The sequence below is a fragment of the Cryobacterium sp. W22_MBD10_FK3 genome (assembly GCF_052113745.1).
Classification (GTDB): Bacteria; Actinomycetota; Actinomycetes; order Actinomycetales; family Microbacteriaceae; genus Cryobacterium.
Genome location: NZ_JBGQOH010000001.1, coordinates 523695 through 541456 on the forward strand (window position 1 = coordinate 523695; position 17762 = coordinate 541456).

Consider the following 17762-nt stretch of genomic DNA (forward strand, 5'->3'; position numbering starts at 1 on the left):
ATCGTGGCCACCGGATAGTGACCGCCTGGTCACGGCTAACGGTACCCGACCAGCGCTCAATCACTGGGATCGGCCCGCTGGTGGGCACGATTACCGCCGCCTGCGCCCTGAGGCCCCTGCGAAGGCGGGTTCGGGGATCTTGAAGAGCGGGCTGACACGGACGCGCCTATTGCCGGCGGCACGCCGCGGGTACGCTGATCGACCATGACCGATGATGCGTTCACGATCGATGAGCTCGCCATCCCTGAGCATCCGAACGGCGCGGGCTGGACTGATTTCGCCGCGTCGGTGCACGTCAAGAACGCCGTGGAGATGTTCGCGTACGGCACCGACGAACTGACGTTCACCGCCGAGGAACTCCTGCCCGCATGGCACACCCTCGAACACGCACCACGCCGGTTGCTGGTTGCCAGGGCGGAGGGGCAGATCGTGGGTCGTGCGGTGTACGAGACTCTGGCCGAGCCCTCGTCCGACTATGCGTGGTTGAGCGTCGAGGTGTTGCCGCAGTTTCGCCGGCGGGGAATCGGCGGCGCTCTAGCAGCACGGTTGGAGGCGATCGCCGACGCCGAGAACCGTGCGAACCGGGTGGTTTACGCCGTCTCCCCCGAGCACGTCGACCGGGGGGAGTCCGCCGAGCGTCTGATGGCACCGACGGGTTTCGGTTCGGTGCCGCTGGCAAACCCCGAGGTGCTCTTCCTGCTGCATCGCGGGTACAGGCTGGAGCAGGTTGAGCGCGGCAGCCGGCTCGAACTGCCTGTTGACCCTGACGTGCTCGCAGAGCTCGAGCGCACCGCCGCCCGGCACGCCGGCGATGACTACGCCCTGGTGAGCTGGACCGGGCGCACCCCGGAACGCTGGCTCGAGGATTTCACCGAGTTGTACACGCGGATGTCGACCGATGCCCCGACCGCCGGCCTCGAGGAACCGGAGGACGTCTGGACCGTTGAGCGGCTGATCGCCGACCAGGACGCCGGCGCGGCCGGCCCGCGCACGGCGCTGGTGACGGCGATCCTGCACCGGCCGAGCGGGCATCTGGCCGGCTTCACCGAGTTGTCGGTGCCGGCGGGCTCCGCCCGGGCCGCCAGCCAGGAAGACACCCTCGTGCTGCGGGAACACCGCGGTCGCCGGCTGGGCATGCTGCTGAAGATCGCGAATCTGAAGCAGTTGGGCCAGGCCTTTCCGCTGGTGCCATCTGTGACCACCTTCAACGCCGAGGAGAACCGCCACATGCTCAGCGTGAACGAGGCGCTCGGTTTTGTGCCGATGGGCTACGAGGGAGCCTGGCGCAGGGTCAGCGCAGGCGCTGGCAGCGTGGACAGAAGTGCGAGGAGCGATTCATGAATTTGGCCCGAACGAGCTCCGTGCCGCAGCGCGGGCACGGGCGGCCGTGTTGCCCGTAGGCGTTGAGGCTGTGCGAGAAGTAGCCGGACTGGCCGTTCACGTTCACGTACTGGGCGTCGAAGCTTGTTCCGCCCTCCGCGAGGGCGCGCGACAGGATCGCCCGTACGGCGTTCAGCAAACGACGGGCCGTGACCGTTGAGAGTGAGGCCGCGGGCTGGTCGAAGTGCACCCTGGCCTCGTACAGGGCTTCGTCGGCGTAGATGTTGCCGATTCCGCTGACGACGTTCTGGTCGAGCAGTACTCGTTTGATTCCCGACCGGCTACGACCCAGCGCGCGATAGAACTCCGCTGCGGAGAACCACGGGTCGAGCGGGTCGCGGCCGATGTGCGCCACCTGGCTGGGGATCAGGCCCGCCCAGACCGCGGCAGTGGCAGCTGCTCCGCCTGCGGGTGGGGAACCCGGAGCCAGGCCGGGCCCCGCGTATCCGGCCGGATGGCCGTCACCGGTGGCCTGCAGCCTGTCGACGGCCATGCTGCCGAAGATGCGCTGATCCACGAAGTGCAGGGCCAGCTCGCCGTGCACGGGGTGTTCAAGGCTGAGACGGATGCGCAGCAGCTTTTCGGGCGGCTCGCCGGCGTTTCGCAGCAGCACCTGCCCGCTCATGCCCAGGTGCGCCACGATCGCGCGGTCCGGAACTGTGCGCTCAGGAACGGCGCGGTCCGGTACTGTGCGGTCCGGTACTGTGCGGTCCAGGACTGTGCGGTCCGGGACCGGAGGGTGCGGCTGCAGCGGAAACCACAGGAATTTTCCCCTCCGCACGGCCGCATCGATGCGGGCCCCGGTCAGGAGTGCGTCGAACTCACCGAGCGACCTGTCGTGGCGGCGCAGAGAGCGTTGGTCGAAGACCTCGACACCGGTGACTGTCGCGCCCGACACTGCGTTCTCCAGGCCGGCACGGACGACCTCCACCTCGGGGAGTTCGGGCACGGGTCAGCTGCGGGTGGCGCGCAGGGTGGTCCACGCGTCGAGGGCAGCGGCCATCTCCGCGTGCTTCTTGCTGGTGCCCTCCCCCGTGGCCGTCACAGCGGTGCCGACCGTGACCGTGGCGACGAAGACCTTGGAGTGGTCAGGACCGCTCTCGGCGACCGCATAGACCGGAACACCGGCTCCGAGCCGGGCTGCGGCTTCCTGCAGGCTGGTCTTGGGGTCCATGGAGATCCCGAAGTGGCCGGGGTCGGCGAGCATGGGCGCCAGCAGGCGCATCACAAAACGCGTCGCGGACTCGACGCCGGTGTCAAGGTACACGGCCCCGATGAGGGCCTCGACGGTGTCGGCGAGGATCGACGACTTGTCGCGGCCGCCGGTGAGGGTCTCGCCACGCCCGAGGCGCACGAAGCGGCCCAGGCCGATCCCCCGGGCGACCTCGGACAGCGCGGCCGTGGAGACCAGACTGGCCCGGCGCTTGGCGAGGTCGCCCTCGGGAAGGGACGGGAAGTCGCGGTACAGCATCACGGTCACGGCCTGGCCAAGAATCGAGTCGCCCAGAAACTCCAGGCGTTCGTTCGTGGGCAGGCCACCGTTTTCGTACGCGAAGGAGCGGTGCGTCAGCGCGAGCTCCAGAAGGCCGGAGTCGACCTGCAGACCGAGGATCTGCTGCAGGGCAGCCATCGAATCGTCCGGCGACCCGGCCTGCTTCCGGGCAGCAGAAACTCCTGCAGCGGGATTCGCTGCAGGAGCATCGACTGTTCCGGGATTTGCGTCAGAACCTGACACGGTTGCGCACCACCCCTTGACTAAACCTTTTGACTAAACGTCAGCGACCTTACGGCCCTTGTACTCCATGAAGAGTGCGGTGCCGGCGGCGTCGGTGACGACCTTGGCACGGTGCGGCAGGCTGTAGACGACCTTGCCGTTTTCCATGGTCTTCACCAGGGTGGGGGCTTCGGCCTTCCAGCAGGAACGGCGTGAGCGGGTGTTGGAGCGTGATTGCTTGCGCTTCGGGACTGCCATGACTACTTCTCTTCTCTATCCGGTACAGCATGGATGTCGTCATCCGTGCTGATGCTTTCGGAAGCTTGGAATTCCAATAGTGCGGACCAGCGGGGATCCTGCACGTCACTCGGTTCAAGTTCAGGGGAAGTGGCACGCCGTTCCCCGGTCTCTGGGTCGAGACCTGGGCAATCCCGCCGGCAAACCGGCTGGAACGGCAGTGACAACACCACTGCATCCCTGATTAGTGGTTCAAGATCCACGTGGTCATCCTGAACCGCACACTCATAAGCTTCGTCTAGATCGTACGCGAAAAGCTCGACAAAATGAACTCGGACAGGCAATTCGATGTCAATCAGGCATCTTCCGCACTCTCCGGCGGCTTTTCCGGTCACATCGGCGGTCACCAGGATGCCCTCGTGGATGCATTCCAGGCGCAAGTCGGCTTCCAACGTCGAGCCGGCCTTCACGGCGACAAGCGCTTCGCCGAGGTCATTGGGCACGACAATGTCGATTTGTCGCTCATACTGCGTTCCCGGGCGGTTGATGATGTCGCGGACGTCAACCTTGTAGGGGGTCTTCTTGAACTTGTTCACAAGGGAAAATTCTACGCGTCCACGGGGCATGGTCGCTCCCCGCCGGTTTCGGCCCCCGCCCGGTCACTCCGGAGCGGCGGCGGCCAGGCCCATCCGGCGCAGCGCGGTGGACGTCAGCGACGCCGGGAAGACCAGGGCCCTGACCCGGCGGGCCGTCCCTGAACCGGCGCGCAGGGCTTCCAGGACCACATCGAGATCGGCCAGGAGCCCGGCCCCTCGGGCGGGCGCCGCACCGCTCTTGGGCGCGTAGTGGGCCTGCTCGGTCGCCACCAGCATCCGTTCGAGGGCGTCCCGCACGGCCGGCGTGTCGCCGATGCCCGGGCGCTGACGGATGGTGGCGGCCAGTTCCCGGGTCGTGAGGGTCTCGTAGACGCCCAGCCCCGCATCCACCGCCGTGTCGGCCAGCTCGCGCCAGGCCAGAACGGCGCCGACCCGGTTCGTGGCCAACAGCCGGCGTCGGCGCTGCCTGCGGGCCAGCCGCACGGCGCCGGGAGCGAGCAGCAGCAGCAGCAGGCCCACGGCGACAAGCCCGATCCGGGCGAGGGTTCCGGGCAGCTCGTCCTCTGTGGCCGACAGGGAGTCTGCGGCGCCGGGCTCGAACCCGGGGTCGTCGTTCAGGCGCGGTACGACGGGCGCCGCTGCACCGGGGGCCGGCGCGCCGGAGACCGTCGTGCTCTCGGGCTGGGCATAGTCGGGCACAGAGCCCCGGCCAGGAGTCGGTTCGAAGGGCACCCAGCCGACACCCACGAAATAGAGTTCGGGCCAGGCGTGCAGGTCGTGTGAGTCCACGTTGTACCGATTGAGTCCGTCGATCACCGTCGATGTGCGAGTGCCTGGGAGGTATCCGAGGGAGATCCGGGCCGGGATGCCCAGACTCCGCGACATCAGGGCCATGGCTGAGGCGAAGTGCACACAGTAGCCGCGCTTCACGTCGAGGAAGGTGGCGATCACATCCGCTCCCCCGCCGTCGTAGCCCTCCTCGACCGGGGCCTCGGTGTCGTAGCTGAACTCACTGCCGCGGAGGTAGTCCTGCACGGCCACCGCGGCGTCGTAGCTCGAATCGGTGCCTTCGGTGACGGTGAGGGCGGTCTGGCCGATGATTTCCGGCGTTCCCATCGGCAGGAACAGGCTGGGCTCGATCGCCACCGGATACCGTCCCCCGGCTTGGCGGAGCTCGTCCCTGGTGGGTTGCACCTCGAGTGAGGTCACTGTGTACCGCTGCCCGGCGGTCGTGCTGTTGACGCTCGAGATGGCCTGGGTGTCCAGGTTCCAGTACCAGTCCCCGTCGACCCCCTCGACGCTCAGGGCCGGCACCGGAACCGGAAGCATGTCGGTGCGCACCCCGTCGATGGTGATCAACGTCCTCGCCTCAGTGCGGGCCACCTGGGCGGACAGCCCGGGCGGATCGGCGATCGCATCGACGGTGAGGTCGGTGTTGACCTCAGCCGCCCGCGGCAGCCAGCTGGCGCCCTTGATGTCGTCAAGGGTGAGCAGGGCCAGGTACGGCTGCTCGGTGGCCGTCGTGCGGTAGTGCAGAGCCGGCCCGGCCGTCGGCCGGCGCAGATCCTGGCCGAGATTGATCATCGGGCTGACCCCGGCGCCGAACAGGGCACTGGTCGGCTTGGTTCCGAAGGCTCCCCCGGAGAACACCGGCGCGGCGAGGCTGACGACCAGAGAGCCCACTATGCCGATCGCGCCGATGGCCAGTGCGCCACGCACGGCGCCGGCCGCTCCCGTGAGCCCGGCGCTCCGACCTCCCGCGTCGAGGTTGACCTGCATGCCGCGAAGGTGAACGTCGATGCGCAGCAAGAGCAGGAAGGCTGCAGCGGTCGCGACGAGCGAGACCCAGCCCGCGCCCGTCGACACGACGAACCCGGGCACCGCGACCGGCACCAGCGCCGGGACACCGGCCAGCGCGGGACGTCGGAGCCCGACGGCGAGGAGGTCCATCACCATGGCCAACAGACCAACCCCGACCACCAGCAGGAACAGGATGCCGTCCAGGACTTGGGCCGGCGTGCCCTGTGTCTGGATGGACCGCACTCCGGCGGTGGCCAGTTCGGTGAATCGCGCGACAGTGTCACCGGTGGGGATCAACCAGAGCAATCCGGTACCGCCGCCGAAGAACAGTGTGAGCAGGACGACGAGCGCACCCGTGGACAGCAGCGGCACGAACACAGGCAGCACGCCGAGCCGGCGCAGCCACGCGGCGCAGACGAGCACGATGCCCGCCACGACCAGAAGCGCCAGCCACCAGGCTGATCCGGACAACACCGCGCCCAGGGCGGCGCATCCCGTCATCAGCAGCACCAGCACCGCCAGGCTCAGCGGCCAGCGCACGATCACAGGCCGGCGGCGGGGCGGCCCACTCCCGGGGGCGCGGCTCCCCCGCCCGCCGGCGCGCTGGGCGGCGGCCCGCTGGGCGTCGGCACGCTCGGTGCGCTCGGCAACCTCGGCCCTGGTCATCGTGTCTCCGCCCGGTCCAGGCCGGCCTGCGCCCACGCCGCGGCAACACCCGAGGCGGCGTTCACCTGCACGCACTGCCAGCCGGCATCGGTGAGGCGCTCGAGGGCTTGGGCACTCACGGTGTCGAAGACGAAGGCGACGGCCGGCTGGCAGAGGCCACGCAGCGCGGCCAGGTCCCTCGTGTCGCCGGTGCCGATGTCGACGAGCACCGCGAACCCCGGAATCTGCCGGCCGAGGGCCGGGGCCGGGCGATGCCCGGAGTCCCACACATCGTCGTCGCCGCGCGCGCGCGCCGGGCGGTCGCGCTGCACCACGTTCGCCAGCGCGTCAACCAGAGAAAGCACCCCCTCTGGTCCGGTGAACGATGCCGGTTCGTCTCCGCGCAGCCCGCCACGCCGGCCGTCATCCGGATCGTGTCGGGCCTTGGGGTCACCGGGCCGCGACCGGCCGGGGACAAGCTGACAGGGGCCGAGCTCCACGACATCCAGCCGGAACCCGCCCTCGAGCAGATGCACGGCGATCGACGCCGCCAGTTCGATGGCCACCTCGAACTCGGTGTCGTGGTCGGCGCCGTGTCCGCCGCGGGTGGTGTCGAGGATGAGGCGTGCCTCGGGATGACTGCGCTGTTCCTCCTGCCGCACCATGATCTCTCCGTGCCGTGCTGTCGCGGGCCAGTTGACCCTGCGCATAGGGTCACCAGGCCGGTACTCCCGGGCGATCAGCTCGTCGGAGTCGTTGTCGAGATGGCGCACGCGCTCGTGACGGGACCCCTCGCCCCGCGTGATGGACACCCCGTTGCCCGGCAACGCGGTGACCCTGGGGGTGACCGTGAGGTCGTGCGGAGCACCGACCGGCCATTCGCTGTAGGCGAGCCCGAAGGGGTCGGTGCGGCCGAGCATGAGCGGTCCGATCGGATACACGCCGCGCCGGGTCGTGTGCACGTGGTAGCTCACCACGGCCGTGTCGCCCGCCGCGGTGCGTCCTGCCCACCCCGGGGCGAGGGTGCGCAGCGGCTGGCTCGGCGGCACGGCCACGCCCCTGGCCGCCAGGTCGCGCCAGCGCAGCCCGGGCATGGGGGCCGGGGCGAGATTTCGGATCTGGATCGTCACGGCGGCGCTGAGGCCCGCAGACACGGTACCGGGCCGAAAGGTGCGCGTGACGGCGACGCGAAGCGGATGCACGAGGACGAAGCCGAGTGCCGCGGCCGATACGAGCAGCAGCAGACCGGCCACGAACAGGAGGTCCCGTTCGTCGTACACCCAGGCGACGGCGAAGAGCACGGCGCCGAGGCCCAGGAAGACGGCACCGCGGAGGGTCGGGCGCACCAGACGGCGGGCCCTGCCCCTGCGCCCGGTCAGGTCGGTGCGGGTCATGCTCATCGCGTCATGCTCATCTGCGTCACGTCCACTTGCGTTTACGCCCCCATCATGACTGCGGTTCCGCCCGCCCGCTATACCCGGCCCTGAGAGCCTGTCGGCACGGGGGTGGCGGCCAGGATGCGCCGCACCGTCTCCTCGATGAGCATCGCGCTGTCCTGGGACCGGTGGCCCAGCGCCCTGGTGGTGGGCACCAGGCGGTGGCCCAGCACGGCGACGGCGAGCGAGTCGATGTCGTCGGGAATCACGTATTCGCGCCCGTGCAGCGCCGCCTGGGCCTTCGCGGCCCTGATGAGCTGCAGCGTCGCCCGCGGACTCGCGCCCAATCGCAGGTCGCGGTCGTCCCTGGTGGCACGCACCACGGCCACCGCGTACTCCTTGACCGCTCCAGAAGCGAACACGCTGCGGGCGGCCGTCATCATGCCACGCAACTGCGCGCCGGTGACGACGGCGTCGATGCGGGCCAGCGGGCTTGTCACATCGCGGGAGTCGAGCATGGCGAGTTCGGAGGCGGGGTCGGGGTAGCCCATCGAGATGCGTGCCATGAACCGGTCCCGCTGGGCCTCGGGCAGGGCGTAGGTGCCCTCCATCTCGATCGGGTTCTGGGTGGCGACCACGGCGAACGGGCGGGCCAGCGGGTAGCTGTGACCGTCAACGGTCACCTGCCGCTCCTCCATGCACTCGAGCAGCGCCGACTGGGTCTTGGGGCTGGCCCGGTTGATCTCGTCGCCGATCACGATGTTCGCGAAGATGGCGCCTGGCTTGAACTCGAACCGGCGCTCGGCCTGGTTGTAGACCGACACGCCGGTGACATCAGAGGGCAACAGGTCGGGGGTGAACTGGATGCGGCTGACGCTGCAGTCCACCGACTTGGCGAGAGCCTTGGCGAGCATGGTCTTGCCCACCCCTGGCACGTCCTCGATCAGGAGATGTCCCTCGGCCAGGAGCACCGTGAGGGCGATCTGCACGGCGGAGTGCTTGCCGTCGATGACGGCCTCGACATTGCGCATGATCGCCAGGGCGGCGCCCTGCACGTCGGCGAGAGCCACCTCCGCTTCACCGTCCACGTCGATGGCGTCCAGGGCGCTCACCTCCACGGTCGTCGCGTCGGCCACGGACGACTCCGAGACCCAGCGTCCCGGAAACGAGTTCATGCCAGCGGTCGATTCAGGAAGGCCGCGACGGCCGGCGGCACGTATGGGGCGATATCGCCGCCGAGCGCGGCCACCTGGCGCACCAGGGAGCTGGATACGTGTGCGTGGGCGGGATCCGGCAGCATGAAGATGGTTTCGACCGCGGCGAGGTTGCGGTTCACGATGGCCATCGGGGTCTCGTAGGCCACGTCGATCTGCGAGCGGATGCCCTTGACCAGCACGCTGGCGCCCACATCGACGCAGTAGTCCACGAGCAGCCCCATGCTCCACGAACTGACGATGATGTTGCCCGGCAGTTCGGCATCCAGGATCGCCCGCTCGATGAGCGACACCCGTTGGGTGATGGGGAGGAGCGCCGACTTTCCAGGGTTGTGCACCACCAGCACGTGCAGTTCGTCGAACAGTCCGGCCGCCCGTTCGATCACGTCGAGGTGCCCCAGTGTGACGGGGTCGAACGAACCAGGTACGACGGCGATCCTGCGCATAGGGATCACCCTAGCGCCAGCGCGCAGCGCCCGCTGCCCGGTCCGGCCCAATTTTGCAGACGTCTAGCCCATTGGCAGGCACGGACCCGCAACCGGTTCAGCCCTTGGACAGTGCGGCGCGCTCGGAGTCGTCGAGCCGGCGGCGAACGGCCGCGCGCAGCGCCGGCATGGTGCGGAGCTCCGGGTCTCCGCCGATGAGGTCACGGGCGGCGGTCCTGGCGTCCGCGATGATGTCGCCGTCGGTCGCCACCCGCAGCAGGCGCAGCGAGGATTGGCCACCGGACTGGAAGCGTCCGAGCACATCGCCCTCCTGCCGTTGCTCGAGGTCGACCTGGGCCAGGACGAAGCCGTCGAGGGTCTTCGCCACGGCCTCGATGCGCTCACGCGCCGGGGACCCCGTCGGAGCCGCCGTCACGAGCAGGCACAGTCCGGGCACTCCGCCCCGGCCGACCCTGCCGCGCAACTGGTGCAGCTGGGAGACGCCGAAGCGATGGGCATCCATCACCACCATCACCGAGGCGTTCGGCACGTCGACGCCCACCTCGATGACCGTTGTCGCCACGAGCACCTGAACATCGCCGGCCGCGAAGGCCTGCATGGTGGCGTCCTTCTCGTCGGCGCTCATCGCGCCGTGGAGCGGTTCGATGCGGGCGCTCTTCAGCAACGGATGCCGGCGGAGTTCGGCGAGCAACTCGTCGACGGTGGTCATCGGAGTGGCATCGAAGTCGATCTCCTCACCCTGCTCGAGCTTCTTGGGCGCGATGGCCGGGCACACCACGAAGCACTGGCGGCCGAGCGCCAGCTCCTCCGACACCCGCTGCCAGACCCGCACCACCCAGGCCGGTTTTTCGTCGAGCGGCACCACAAAACTCTCGATACCCGGGCGCCCAGACGGGAGCATGGCGATGGTGCTCACGTCGAGGTCGCCGAACACCGTCATCGCGATGGTGCGGGGAATGGGGGTGGCCGTGAGCACCAGAACGTGCGGGGGCAGCTCGGCCTTCTGGCGCAGGGCCTCGCGCTGGTCGACGCCGAAGCGGTGCTGTTCGTCGATGACGACCAGGCCGAGGTCGAAGAAGCCCACGGTGTCGCTGAGCAGCGCGTGCGTGCCGATCACGATGCGCGCCTGGCCGGAGACGGTGCGGAGCAGGGCCTTGCGTCTCTCGGCGACGGGAAGCTGGCCGGTGAGCAGGGTGGGCATCAGCTCGGCCGCGAGATCGGGGCCCAGGATGCGTGCTATCGAGCGCAGGTGCTGCCCGGCCAGCACCTCGGTGGGGGCCAGCAGCGCCGCCTGGCCGCCGGAGTCGGCCACCGCGAGCATGGCGCGCAAGGCGACCACGGTCTTCCCCGAGCCGACCTCGCCCTGCACGAGCCGGTTCATCGGGGCGGTGAGGGCGATGTCCCGCAGGATCTCGGCCCCGGTGATCTCCTGGTCGACGGTGAGGGCGAACGGCAGGGCGGCGTCAAAGCGTTCCAGGTAGCCGCCGGGCACCGGCTGCCGCGACCGGGTGCGCAGTGCCCGGTGCTCGGTGTGCTGCTGCACCAGCACGCACTGCAGCACAAACGCCTCAGTGAAGCGAAGCGTGGCCCTGGCCGCGTTCCATTCCTCGTCGGTGACGGGGCGGTGGATGAGGGTGAGCGCGTCGCGGTGCCCGAGCAGGGACCGTTCCAGGCGCATCTGCTCCGGGATCGGGTCGTCGACGGGGCCGAGCTTCCCCAGCACGTCCACGATGATCTTCGCGATCTGCCAGCTGGTCATGGCCGCGGTGGCCGGGTAGATGGGGATGGGCCGCTGCCCCCAGAGCCGGGCCTCCGCCGCATCGGCCGGCGAGATCGTGGCATCCATGGGGTCGTCACTGCCGGGCACGATCTGGTAGTCGGGCTGGGCGAGCTGGCGGGCCTTGTTGAAGACCGTGACCTTGCCGGAGAACATGCCGCGCATACCCGGGCGCAGGGTCTTGATCAGCCACGGCTTGTTGAAGAAGGTGAGCGGGAGTATCCCGTTGCCGTCGGAGATCACCACCTTGGTGCGGTGCAGAGCCTTCTTGCCCGGCTGCGCACGACCGTAATCCTGGACTGTCACCGAGATCACCTCGGCCAGCACCGTGACGGCTTCGTCGAGGGGCAGTTCTGCCAGCGTCGTGAGCTCACCGCGCCGGGCGTAGCGCCGCGGGTAGTGACTGAGCAGGTCGCCCACCGTCGCCATGCCGAAGGCCTTGGCCAACACGGTGGCCGGCCCCGCGGGCAGCACCAGGCGCAGCGGGGAGTCCAGTCCCAGCGGGGCGGGGTCGTCGAAGGGGTCGCGCGGGGTGGCTGCGGCATCCGAACCGGTCATACTCCGATGCTAAACGTCACCACCGACAGTGGGTGCCCGCTCTGCAGTCTGTGGATGCCGCACGACGGCTAGGCTCGAAGGCAAATGACGCGAATTGTCGCCGGGTTCGCCGGCTCCCTCACCCTCACCGTGCCGGCCAAGGGCACCAGGCCCACCAGCGACCAGGTGCGCGAGGCGCTCTTCTCGGCGCTCGACGCGCGGGACGCGATCCGGGATTACCGGGTGCTCGACCTGTATGCGGGGTCCGGCGCTCTCGGCCTCGAGGCCGCCAGTCGCGGTGCCAGGGTGGTCACCCTCGTCGAGAACGGCTTCGCGGCCGGCCAGAGTTGCCGCAAGAACGCCGCGGCCGTGCAGAAGGCCGCCCCGAAGGGCTCATCCCTCGCCATCGCGGTGTCGACCCAGGCCGTGCAGTCATTCCTGGCCGCCACGCCCGACGGCTTCGATCTGGTTTTCCTCGACCCGCCGTACGACCTCGCCGAACCGGAACTGGCCGCGAACCTCGCTGCGCTCACCCCACTCCTGGACCCAGACGCCCTCGTGGTGGTGGAACGCTCATCCAGATCGCCCGAACCCACCTGGGGACCCGGCCTCGAACTGGAGCGCCGTAAGGACTACGGCGACACCACACTCTGGTACGCCGGAGTAGCCAGCGAGGCGTAAGCGGCGCCTCTGCACCGAATACCCCCAAAGAGGGCTGGTCAGAGCCGGTTTGTGGGCATAGCCTCATGGTGTGGGCACTGACGCCCACCACACCCGGAAGGTCGCCCTCGTGCGCGTAGCGGTAGTTTGTGCCAGCCATTACGGCTCCACCAGGGGCATCGCCGAACGGATCGGCTCCGAACTCGGCCTCGCCGGCCTGGACGCGCGGGTCTTCGACGCCGCCACACCCCCGCACGCCGAAGACGTCGCGGGCTTCGACGCCTTCGTCGTGGGCAGTGCCGTGTACATGGGGCATTGGCTGAAGGATGCTTCGACGTTCGTGCGCCGCTACCAGCCGACCCTGCTCGAACACCCTGTGTGGTTGTTCAGCAGCGGTCCGCTCGGCCCCGAAGCCACGGCTGCCGACGGTGCCGATGCGAGCGCTGATTCGAGCGCTGTCGATGCGAACGGTGCCGACGTGCGGGAGAGCACGGTGCCCGCGGAGATCGCCGAGTTCACCAACACAGTGCGCCCGGTCGGGCACCGGGTGTTCTTCGGCGCCATCGACCCGCAAGCCTTGAGCCTGCCGCACCGCATGATCCGCAAGTTCCCCGGCGCGGCCGAGAAAATCCCGGCCGGTGATTTCCGGGACTGGCCCGAGATCGAGGCGTGGGCCAGGGACATCGCACGCGACCTGGTGAAGACCACCGGTTAGGCGGCTCAGGCGGTGGCACCGTCCCAACCCCGGTATGGGTCCCAGCCGCCCTGGGTGTGCGGCTCGCCGTCCACGAGAACGGTGCCGGCCTGCGCGGTGACGGTGCCCAGGCGCCGAAAACCGGCCGGCAGCGCCACGCCGGGCGGGAACGTCGCCAACAGGCCGTGGTCCTCTCCCCCGCCCAGCGCCAGCTCCCGCCTGTCACCGAGCGCCGCCGAGTCGAAGTCGACGCCGACACCGCTGGCTCGTGCCAGCCGGCCGGCGTCGATCGCCAGGCCGTCGGACACATCGAGCATCGCCGTCGCTCCGGCCTGCGCGGCCACCGGCCCGAGTCCGATCGGCGGAACCGGTGCCAGCTGGGCCTGGACGAACGCGGGCTCCCGCACCTTGAGGGCGTCGGCCTCACTGCGGCTCGGCACGCCCTGGGCGTCCACCCCGAAACGAAACAGCAGCCCGAGGCCGATGCCCGCGTCGCCCAGGCGCCCGGCGTGTGCCACCACATCGCCGGCCGCCGCTCCAGAACGCAGCACGGGGGCCCGGCCCTCGAGGTCGCCGAAGGCCGTGATCGACAGCGTCAGAACGTCGGAGGCGGACAGGTCTCCGCCCACAACCCCGCAGCCGGGGGCGAGGGCCTCGCAGCCGTCGCGCAGACCGTCGGCGATGCCGAGGATCACCGAGATCGGCGTCGACGGCGGGGCGGCGATCGCCACCACCAGCGCGGTCGGCCTGGCGCCCATCGCGGCCACATCAGACAGGTTCGTGGCGGCGGCCTTCCAGCCCAGATCGTGCGGCGTCGACCAGGCCAGCCTGAAATCGGGACCCTGGATCATCATGTCGCAGGTGACCACGAACCTGCCGTCGGCGGCGGAGAGCACCGCCGCATCATCACCGGGACCGAGCAACTCGGTGTCGGCGTGCGGCAGCCGCGGGAAGATCCGGGCAAGCACCTCGCCCTCGCTGAGGTCGGACAGGGTCTCATCGGGCGTTCCGGCGGTCGCGGCCGCAGCATTCGTCATGCTTCAAACGGTAACCTGAATGCGATGACTCCCCCGTTCACGAACCCGCACCGGTCAGGGCGCCGCACCGGCTTCCGCGCCGTCTCCGCTCTACTGCTCGCGGCCTCCGCCGTCGTTCTCACCGGCTGCTCTGCCGCTGTTCCGATGCAGCCGGCGGCGGATGCGGTGCACCCCGCCTGCGCCGACATCATCGTGCGCCTGCCCACCACCGTGGCAGACCAGCCGGAGCGGGAGACGAACGCGCAGGCCACCGGCGCCTGGGGCGACCCCACCGCCGTGCTGCTCACCTGCGGTGTCGAGGTGCCTGGTCCCACGACACTTCCGTGCGTGAGCATCAACGGTGTCGACTGGATCGAAGACGACACCGAGGCGCCCAAGTACCGGTACACGACCTATGGGCGTGAGCCGGCCACCGAGGTATACATCGACTCCGAGTTGGTCAGCGGATCGACCACTCTGGTCGACCTGGCGGCGGCAGTGTCGAACGTTCCCGCCACGAAGCAGTGCCTCGGCGCAGACGATGTGACCCTGCCCGGCGCCACCCCCTGAGCGAGACGCGTCTACCGCGAGTCACCGCAGAAGCACCCTTCCGGGCAGCTCAAGGGGCACTTTTTGCGCAACTCACGGGCGGATGCACCCGCGCTGGCTGCTGCTCTGGATCGCTGCGGCCGCTAGCTGGCCACGGCGGCGGATGCCGGGCGGCGCCGGCGCGCTGACCGGGCCAGAGCCACCTCGATCAGCTCGTCGATCAGCTTCGGGTAGGTGTACCCGCTGGCCAGCCAGCAGCTGGGGAACATCGAAATCGGGGTGAAGCCTGGCATGGTGTTGATCTCGTTGATCACCCAGCCGTCCGCGGTGAGGAAGAAGTCCACCCGTGCCAGACCGCTGGCGTCGATGGCCTCGAACGCGCGCACCGCGATGCGCTGCATCTCGGCGAGCTCCGCCGGCGCCAGGTCGGCCGGGCAGATCAGGTCGATGCCGGCGGCGTCCAGATACTTGGCTTCGAAGTCGTAGAAGTCGCGGCCGGTGACCACGACCTCGCCGGCAACCGAGGCGTGCGCAGGCTCGCCGGGGCGTCCCTGCAGAACGGCCACCTCGAGTTCGCGGCCCACCAGACCCACCTCGATGAGCACCTTGTCGTCTTCGGCCAGGGCAACGGCCATGGCGTCGGCCAGCTGGTCAGGCGTGCTGACCCGGCTCACGCCGACGCTGGAGCCAGCCCTGGCGGGCTTGACGAAGGCGGGCAGGCCCAGCTCTTCCAGGGCGGCGTATGCCAGGCCTGGCGCGTCGGCCCAGTCGTCGGCGCTGATGGTGCGCCACGGGGCCACGGCCAGCGATGCGTGCTGCAAAACCGTCTTGGTGAAGTGCTTGTCCATGCCCAGCGCCGACGCGAGCACGCCAGAACCGACGAACGGCAGGTCGACGAGTTCGAGCATCCCCTGAATGGTGCCGTCTTCGCCGTACGGCCCGTGCAGAATCGGGAAGACCAGGTCGACCGGGCCGAGGCTGCGTCGGCCGGAGCCGTCGACGACGGTGAGCTCGCGACTGCCGGCGGCGCCGTTCGCCGCGCTGTCCGGCCACACGATCCGGGTGCCGTTGTCGGCGACCTCCGGCAGGGCGGATGCGGTCAGCGCGAACTTCTGCGGGTCGTCGTCCTCGAGCACGAAGGCGCCGTCGCGGGTGATGCCCACCGGGATGACGGTGTAGCGGTCCCGGTCAATTGCTGCGAGTACCCCGCCCGCTGTGGCGCAGCTGATCGAATGTTCGCTTGAACGCCCCCCAAACAGCAGCGCTACCGTGAGCTTGTCCGTCATCGATGGTCCTTTCACCCTGCGGTGCGCCTGAGTCAGTGGTGAGGTGCGGCGCAATATCCCGCGGCTTCAGCGTACCCGCCAGCACCTGGCGCACCTGTTCGACGATGGGCATGTCGACGCCCTTGGCCCGGGCCAGCTCGAGGATCGGGCTCACGGATGCGAGCCCCTCAGTGGTCTGCTGCATCTGCGCGATGACGTCGTTGTAGCTGTAGCCCTGGCCGAGCAGCCGGCCCGCGGTGTTGTTGCGCGAGAGCGGCGACTGGCAGGTCGCGATCAGGTCGCCGAGGCCCGCCAGGCCGGCGAGGGTTTCCGGCTGGGCGCCGTACGCCACAGCGAAGTCGGTCATCTCCACAAGTCCGCGGGTGATGATCGACGCCTTGGTGTTCTCGCCGTAGCCGACACCGTCGACGATGCCGATCGCCACGGCGATGAGGTTCTTCAGCACGCCGCCGAACTCGGTGCCGATGACGTCGGTGTTCACGTACGAGCGGAAGTACTTCGTGGTGGCCAGCAGCGCTACCGCGTGCGCCGTCTCCAGGCTGGACGAGGAGACCACGGCGGCGGTGGGCTGCTCCTTGGCGATCTCCAGGGCCAGGTTGGGCCCGGAGATGGCGGCGATGCGGGACGGGTCGATCGGCAGGACCTGCTCGATGACCTCGCTCATCCGCAGCCCGGTGGACCGCTCGACGCCCTTCATGAGCGAGACGATGATGGCGCCGGGCGCCAGGAACGGTTCGGCCTGGATGAGGTTCTCGCGCAGGGACTGGCTCGGCACCGAGACGAAGACCTGTTCGGCCCCGGCGAGGGCCAGGTCGAGCCTGGACGTGGCACGGAGACCGAGAGGCAGGTTGATGCCCTGCAGGTAGTCGCTGTTGCGGCGCCCCTCGGTGATCTCCCTCGCCAGCTCGGGGCGACGGGCCCAGAGCACCACATCCGCCCCACCGTCGGTGAGGATCTTCGCGAAGGTGGTGCCCCAGCTTCCCGCGCCGAGAACGGCTACCCGGGTACCTGGCTGAACTCTAGGCTTCAAAACGGCCGGTCTCTTTCTGATCGTGCTCCGAGGGATTCCAGCGCTTCACGGGCGCGGCCTCGTTGCGAAGGTCCGCGAGCAACGCGGTGATGGCATCCATCACCACGGCCGTCGCCTCGTTCAGCGTTGCAGTGTTGAGAGTGCGGCCGCGGAACTCGGCCAGGTCGATCGGGTCGCCGATCTTCACCAGGATGGTTTTGCGGGGGAACACGTGCAGCTTCTTGGAATAGCGCGGCATGATCTGCTGGGTGCCCCAGTGCGCGGCAGGCACGATGGGGATGCCCTGTTCCAGCGCGATGCGTACGGCGCCGGTCTTGCCGCGCATGGGCCACAGGTCGGGGTCACGGGTCAGCGACCCCTCCGGGTACACGACTACCATCTGGCCGCGGTCCACGAGCCGGCGGGCCGCCTTGACGGGTTCGCTGCCGCGCACCGAGCCGCCACGCTGCACGGGGATCTGTCCGGACTTCGTGAGCAGCCAACCGGCAACGGGCAGCTTGAACAGCGACGCCTTCGCGAGGAAGCGGGGCAGTCGGCCGAGCTTCCAGCTCACCATGCCCATCACGATCGGGTCGATCTCGCTGTAATGGTTGGGTGAGAAAACGAACGCGCCCTCGCGGGGGAACTTGTGCGCGTCGGTGATCTTGTACCGAGCCACGACGTTCATCAGCGGAACCACCAGCACGGCCAGCAGCCAGAAGATCGACGGCGTGCTTTTCTCCGACCGCACTTTCCGGGTTGGCTTCAACGGGGACGCCGCAGGTTCGGGCACGTTCGAGTCAGGCACTCTTGAATCTGGCACGGT

At 69.2% G+C, this 17762-nt stretch carries 17 protein-coding genes; 4 read left to right on the top strand and 13 right to left on the bottom strand.

Going from position 1 to position 17762, the window contains the following annotated elements:
* Positions 1 to 204 precede the first annotated feature (204 nt).
* Positions 205 to 1341, top strand: a complete 1137-nt coding sequence (locus ACEN2M_RS02465; RefSeq protein WP_441646518.1) for a GNAT family N-acetyltransferase — start codon at positions 205 to 207, stop codon at positions 1339 to 1341.
* Here ACEN2M_RS02465 and ACEN2M_RS02470 read toward each other — a convergent pair.
* From ACEN2M_RS02470 to ACEN2M_RS02510, 9 genes are all read right to left on the bottom strand, one after another.
* Positions 1292 to 2329, bottom strand: coding sequence for an Fpg/Nei family DNA glycosylase (locus ACEN2M_RS02470; protein WP_441646519.1), 1038 nt, complete (start codon positions 2327 to 2329; stop codon positions 1292 to 1294). The two genes, ACEN2M_RS02465 and ACEN2M_RS02470, sit on opposite strands and share 50 nt — an antisense overlap.
* Positions 2330 to 2332: 3 nt before the next feature.
* A complete protein-coding gene (gene rnc, locus ACEN2M_RS02475; protein ID WP_441646520.1) occupies positions 2333 to 3010 on the bottom strand; it encodes a ribonuclease III in 678 nt (225 codons plus the stop codon).
* Positions 3011 to 3148: 138 nt separating this feature from the next.
* Complete coding sequence (gene rpmF / locus ACEN2M_RS02480) at positions 3149 to 3352, bottom strand: 50S ribosomal protein L32 (RefSeq protein WP_066596228.1); 204 nt, start codon at positions 3350 to 3352, stop codon at positions 3149 to 3151.
* Positions 3353 to 3354: 2 nt separating this feature from the next.
* The gene (locus ACEN2M_RS02485) at positions 3355 to 3927 is read right to left on the bottom strand and encodes a YceD family protein (RefSeq protein WP_441646521.1); all 573 of its coding nucleotides are present in this window, start codon (positions 3925 to 3927) and stop codon (positions 3355 to 3357) included.
* A gap of 63 nt (positions 3928 to 3990) precedes the next feature.
* Complete coding sequence (locus tag ACEN2M_RS02490) at positions 3991 to 6393, bottom strand: transglutaminase family protein (RefSeq protein WP_441646522.1); 2403 nt, start codon at positions 6391 to 6393, stop codon at positions 3991 to 3993.
* Entirely contained in the window at positions 6390 to 7772 is a 1383-nt protein-coding gene (locus ACEN2M_RS02495) for a DUF58 domain-containing protein (protein ID WP_441646523.1), read from the bottom strand. Before ACEN2M_RS02495 ends, ACEN2M_RS02490 begins: the two co-directional genes overlap by 4 nt.
* A gap of 71 nt (positions 7773 to 7843) precedes the next feature.
* Entirely contained in the window at positions 7844 to 8923 is a 1080-nt protein-coding gene (locus tag ACEN2M_RS02500; protein WP_441646524.1) for an AAA family ATPase, read from the bottom strand.
* Positions 8920 to 9408: a pantetheine-phosphate adenylyltransferase gene (gene coaD / locus ACEN2M_RS02505; RefSeq protein WP_441646525.1), complete on the bottom strand. Its 489-nt coding sequence runs from the start codon at positions 9406 to 9408 to the stop codon at positions 8920 to 8922. The genes ACEN2M_RS02500 and coaD overlap by 4 nt, the downstream gene beginning before the upstream one ends.
* 97 nt (positions 9409 to 9505) lie before the next feature.
* Positions 9506 to 11743, bottom strand: a complete 2238-nt coding sequence (locus ACEN2M_RS02510; protein ID WP_441646526.1) for an ATP-dependent DNA helicase RecG — start codon at positions 11741 to 11743, stop codon at positions 9506 to 9508.
* Between the two features lie 84 nt (positions 11744 to 11827).
* On the opposite strand from ACEN2M_RS02510, the gene rsmD reads away from it, so the two are divergent.
* Both rsmD and ACEN2M_RS02520 read left to right on the top strand, forming a co-directional pair.
* On the top strand, positions 11828 to 12403 hold the full coding sequence (gene rsmD, locus ACEN2M_RS02515; protein ID WP_441646527.1) for a 16S rRNA (guanine(966)-N(2))-methyltransferase RsmD: 576 nt from the start codon (positions 11828 to 11830) through the stop codon (positions 12401 to 12403).
* 70 nt (positions 12404 to 12473) lie between these two features.
* A complete protein-coding gene (locus ACEN2M_RS02520; RefSeq protein WP_441646528.1) occupies positions 12474 to 13097 on the top strand; it encodes a flavodoxin domain-containing protein in 624 nt (207 codons plus the stop codon).
* Positions 13098 to 13102: 5 nt separating this feature from the next.
* Here the strand turns inward: ACEN2M_RS02520 and thiL are convergent, their stop codons facing one another.
* Entirely contained in the window at positions 13103 to 14113 is a 1011-nt protein-coding gene (gene thiL / locus ACEN2M_RS02525; protein ID WP_441646529.1) for a thiamine-phosphate kinase, read from the bottom strand.
* A 24-nt stretch (positions 14114 to 14137) separates the two neighbouring features.
* Here thiL and ACEN2M_RS02530 point away from each other — a divergent pair, with 24 nt between their 5' ends.
* Entirely contained in the window at positions 14138 to 14662 is a 525-nt protein-coding gene (locus ACEN2M_RS02530; RefSeq protein ID WP_441646530.1) for a DUF3515 family protein, read from the top strand.
* Positions 14663 to 14784: 122 nt separating this feature from the next.
* Here the strand turns inward: ACEN2M_RS02530 and ACEN2M_RS02535 are convergent, their stop codons facing one another.
* Genes ACEN2M_RS02535 through ACEN2M_RS02545 form a run of 3 tightly spaced genes read right to left on the bottom strand, consistent with a single transcriptional unit; the run spans position 14785 to position 17759 of the window.
* Entirely contained in the window at positions 14785 to 15927 is a 1143-nt protein-coding gene (locus ACEN2M_RS02535) for a D-alanine--D-alanine ligase family protein (RefSeq protein ID WP_441646531.1), read from the bottom strand.
* Complete coding sequence (locus tag ACEN2M_RS02540; protein WP_441646532.1) at positions 15830 to 16957, bottom strand: NAD(P)H-dependent glycerol-3-phosphate dehydrogenase; 1128 nt, start codon at positions 16955 to 16957, stop codon at positions 15830 to 15832. Before ACEN2M_RS02540 ends, ACEN2M_RS02535 begins: the two co-directional genes overlap by 98 nt.
* Entirely contained in the window at positions 16947 to 17759 is an 813-nt protein-coding gene (locus ACEN2M_RS02545) for a lysophospholipid acyltransferase family protein (RefSeq protein ID WP_441646533.1), read from the bottom strand. The genes ACEN2M_RS02540 and ACEN2M_RS02545 overlap by 11 nt, the downstream gene beginning before the upstream one ends.
* Positions 17760 to 17762: the final 3 nt, after the last annotated feature.